This is a genomic window from Amycolatopsis sp. SID8362, assembly GCF_010550475.1.
Lineage (GTDB): Bacteria > Actinomycetota > Actinomycetes > Mycobacteriales > Pseudonocardiaceae > Amycolatopsis > Amycolatopsis eburnea.
Window position 1 is genome coordinate 1 of record NZ_JAAGNB010001729.1, and the last position, 3881, is coordinate 3881.

The window sequence follows — 3881 nt, forward strand, 5'->3', positions numbered from 1 at the left end:
AGCCCGGCGCCTTCGTCGAAGCCGGCGCCGTCGGGCAGCCGGACCAGTTTCGCCGCCGGCAGCACCGTGTACTCCTGCGCGGTGCCCGACCCGGGCCCGTACGCCCCGGCGATGACGGCCCACACCCGGTCGCCCGGCGTGAAGCCGGTGACGTCCGGGCCGACGGCGTCGACCACGCCGGCGCCGTCCTGGTTGGGCACGGTTTCGGGGACGTCGGCGCCCGGCTGGGCGCGCAGGCCGGCGCGGGCTTTCCAGTCCGTGGGGTTGACGGCGGACACCACGATCCGGACGCGGACCTCACCGGGACCCGGCTCCGGCACGGCCCGCTCGGTCAGCGCCAGCACCTCGGGTCCGCCGTGGCGGCGGTAGACGACTGCTTTCATGTCCGGTGCAATCCCGCCCGACCCGCGGTTATTCCCCGCGCGCCGCGAAATCGGCCCTCGGGAAATCGGTTTTTCGCCGTCGGCAAAAACGGAAAAGGGCAGCATGCGGGTGATCCCCCGGCCGGGCGATTTTCGGTGTTGCCCGCGCGAAACCGGCCGCCGTCGCAGAAACTGGGCGCGTGGGAGAGGAAAAGCGCACGCCGGGGGACGAGCGGCCCAAGCGCGACGAACGCGAACCGACACCGATCTTCGACGCGGTCTTCAGCGCGATGCGCGCGAAGGCGAATGCGGGTAATCCGGCGCCGGAACCGGACAAAGCCGGACGGTGAGCGGACGCGCCCCAGGTCGGACGTGTGGCACTTTGCTCGACGTCCGCAGCGAACATGTAGCATCTCGGGTGCCCCAGCACCCGGCGGTCGAGGAGTGATCCGTGGCAGGCGTGGTCAACAGCATGATCGCCGCTGAGTACGCGGCCGGCGCCACGATCTCCGAGCTCGCCGAACGCTGGGGGATCGACCCGCGCCAGGTGGTCGAGCGGATCTCGGCCGCCGCCCGCTCCTGAGCGCCCTCAGATCGCCCGTTCCCCCTTGCCGAGCACGACGATCCCGCCCTCGCTGACGTGGTAGTGCCCGCGGTCGCGGGCCAGGTCCACCCCGATGTGCGCACCCGGCGGGACCACGACGTTCTTGTCCAGGATCGCCCGCCGCACCACCGCGCCGCGTCCCACCCGGGCGCCGTCGAGCAGCACCGAGCCCTGCACCACCGCGCCCTGCTCGACGAGCACGTCGGGGGAGAGCACCGAGTCCACGACCTGCGCCCCGGAGATGATGCAGCCGTTGCTGACGATCGACTGGTTCGCCGAGCCGCCCTCGACGAACTTCGCCGCCGCGCGCTGACCGGGGTGGGCCAGGATCGGCCACTTCCGGTTGTAGAGGTTGAAGATCGGGTGCGTCGAGATCAGGTCGGTGTGCGCCTCGTAGTAGCTGTCGATGGTCCCGACGTCGCGCCAGTAGCCGTGGTCGCGCTCGGTCTCGCCGGGCACGACGTTGCCGTTGAAGTTGTAGACCGCCGCTTCGCCGGACTTCACCAGCGCCGGGATGATGTCGCGGCCCATGTCGTGGTGCGAAGCCGCGTTCTCGGCGTCCGCGTGCAGCGCTTCCAGCATCACCTTCGTCGTGAAGATGTAGTTGCCCATCGACACGTACGACTCGTCGGGGGAGTCCGGCAGGCCCGGCGGGTCGTCCGGCTTCTCCATGAACGCGTCGATCATCAGCCCGTCGGTGGTGCGGATGACGCCGAACGAGCTCGCCTCCGACCGCGGGACCCGGATCCCGGCCACCGTGACCCCGGCGCCCGAAGCGATGTGGGCGTCCAGCATCTGCCGGGGGTCCATCCGGTAGATGTTGTCCGCGCCGAACACCGCGATGTAGTCGGGGTCCTCGTCGTAGACCAGGTTGAGGCTCTGGTGGATGGCGTCGGCGCTGCCCTGGTACCAGCGCGGCCCGAGCCGCTGCTGCGCCGGCACCGGCGTGACGTACTCGCCGGTCAGCGACGAGAGCCGCCACGTCGTCGAGATGTGCCGGTCGAGCGAGTGCGACTTGTACTGCGTCAGCACGCACAGCCGCCGGAACCCGCCGTGCACCAGGTTCGACAGCACGAAGTCGACCAGCCGGTGCACGCCCCCGAAGGGCACGGCGGGTTTGGCGCGGTCGGCGGTCAGCGGCATCAGCCGCTTGCCCTCGCCGCCCGCGAGCACGATGCCCAGCACGTCGGCTCCACTGTTCACGACGACCTCCCGCACGCCTCGTAGAGGGCGACCGTCCGCTCGGCGATCGCCCTCCAGCCGAACTCGCCGACCGCGCGCTCGCGGCCGGCGGTACCCATCGCGGTGGCCCGGTCCGGGGAGCCGACCACCTCGTTCAGCGCGGCGGCCAGGCCCGCCTCGAACCCCTCCGGGTCACCCTCGTCGTAGTGCACGAGCAGGCCGGTCCGGCCGTCGTCGACGACCTCCGGGATGCCGCCGACGTCGCTGGCCACCACCGGCGTGCCGCACGCCATCGCCTCGAGGTTCACGATCCCGAGCGGCTCGTAGACCGACGGGCAGGCGAACACCGCGGCGTGGGTGAGCAGCTGCACGACTTCGTCGCGCGGCAGCATCTCGGGGATCCAGCGGACGCCGGTGCGCGCCCGCTCCAGCTCGGCGACCAGGCCGCGGAACTCCGCGTCCAGCTCCGGGGTGTCCGCGCCGCCGGCGCACAGCACCAGCTGGACGCCCGGGTCGAGCTTCGCGCCGGCGCGGACGAGGTGCGGGACGCCCTTCTGCCGGGTGATCCGGCCGACGAACAGCACGTACGGCCGGTCCGGGGCGATGCCGTGCTTGACCAGCGCCTCCTTGCCCGGGTCGGGCCGGTACAGCGACGTGTCGATGCCGTTGTGGATCACGTGCACGCGCTCGGGCGGCACCGCGGGGTAGGCGGCGAGGACGTCCCGGCGCATGCCGCCGCTGACCGCGACGATCGCGTCGGCGGACTCGTAGGCCTCGCGCTCGATCCACGACGACACGCGGTAGCCGCCGCCGAGCTGCTCGGCCTTCCACGGCCGCAGCGGCTCCAGCGAGTGCGCGGTGACGACGTGCGGGATGCCGTGCGTCAGCTTCGCCAGGTGCCCGGCCAGGTTCGCGTACCAGGTGTGGCTGTGCGCGAGGTCGTGGCCTTCGAGGGCGTTCGCCATGGACACGGCGATGTCCATGGTCGTGAACGCGGGCTGGCGGTAGCCGTGGGGATCCGTGTGCCCGGTGGCGTCGGGGCGGTCCGCGCCCCAGCAGTGCACGTCGAGATCGACCAGCGGCCGCAACTCCCGGGCGAGGAACTCCACGTGGACCCCGGCGCCGCCGTAGACCTCCGGCGGGTACTCCCGGGTGAGCAGGCCGACCTTCATGACCGGAACCCTATGGCCTCACGGGGGTTTCGCGCAGTCTGACGTCCAGGGGAAATACCAGAGTTTTCCGTCACGGCTCACGGGTGAAGACGAAGTGGCCGACACCCTTCGCCGCGGAGCGGACCTGCCAGTCGCCCGGTCCGGTCGCCGGACCGGACGCGTACTGCATCCGGAAGTCCGGTTTGCGCGGGGCCACCGAGGTGTCCAGCCAGTGGTAGTTCACCCGCAGCGCCAGGCTCATCAGCGGGTTCGCCGTCGCGATCCGCTTCTGGACCAGCTTCACCGCCTCGCCGCGGTCGGAGAACTCGTCGAGGATGACGCACTCGCAGAAGTAGGCCAGGGTGCCGATCTCGCCGGGGCTGGCCACGCTCGCCCCGTTCAGCCGCGCGCCCAGCTCGGTGCCGACCCGCGCGTAGTCCTCGGCGCTCGCCCAGTTCCCGAACACCACCGGCGACGGCCACGGCAGGCCCTGCGCGCCGTCGACCGCGGCCGCGCTCAGCACCAGCACGCCGGTCAGCCCGAGGGCGAGCACCGGCGGGCCGGTCCGCAGTTCCGCGCGCT

Annotated in this window: 5 protein-coding genes and 1 pseudogene; 2 read left to right on the top strand and 4 right to left on the bottom strand. The window is 71.8% G+C overall.

The window, feature by feature from the left end; translation table 11 throughout:
• Positions 1 to 383 (bottom strand): alcohol dehydrogenase catalytic domain-containing protein (locus G3I65_RS53000; protein WP_160703825.1); only part of this gene is annotated, 383 nt, incomplete at its 3' end.
• A 179-nt stretch (positions 384 to 562) separates the two neighbouring features.
• On the opposite strand from G3I65_RS53000, the gene G3I65_RS56795 reads away from it, so the two are divergent.
• Together G3I65_RS56795 and G3I65_RS58525 are read left to right on the top strand one after the other, a co-directional pair.
• Entirely contained in the window at positions 563 to 712 is a 150-nt protein-coding gene (locus G3I65_RS56795; RefSeq protein ID WP_239071996.1) for a hypothetical protein, read from the top strand.
• A 101-nt stretch (positions 713 to 813) separates the two neighbouring features.
• On the top strand, positions 814 to 945 hold the full coding sequence (locus G3I65_RS58525) for a hypothetical protein (RefSeq protein ID WP_255482215.1): 132 nt from the start codon (positions 814 to 816) through the stop codon (positions 943 to 945).
• Between the two features lie 6 nt (positions 946 to 951).
• On the opposite strand, the gene glgC is transcribed toward G3I65_RS58525, so the two are convergent.
• The 3 genes and pseudogenes from glgC to G3I65_RS53015 form a co-directional block, all read right to left on the bottom strand.
• Positions 952 to 2169, bottom strand: coding sequence for a glucose-1-phosphate adenylyltransferase (gene glgC / locus G3I65_RS53005; RefSeq protein ID WP_163046915.1), 1218 nt, complete (start codon positions 2167 to 2169; stop codon positions 952 to 954).
• On the bottom strand, positions 2166 to 3320 hold the full coding sequence (gene glgA, locus G3I65_RS53010) for a glycogen synthase (RefSeq protein WP_160703827.1): 1155 nt from the start codon (positions 3318 to 3320) through the stop codon (positions 2166 to 2168). The genes glgC and glgA overlap by 4 nt, the downstream gene beginning before the upstream one ends.
• A 70-nt stretch (positions 3321 to 3390) precedes the next feature.
• Positions 3391 to 3881 (bottom strand): annotated as a pseudogene (locus G3I65_RS53015) (hypothetical protein); the annotation flags it as partial.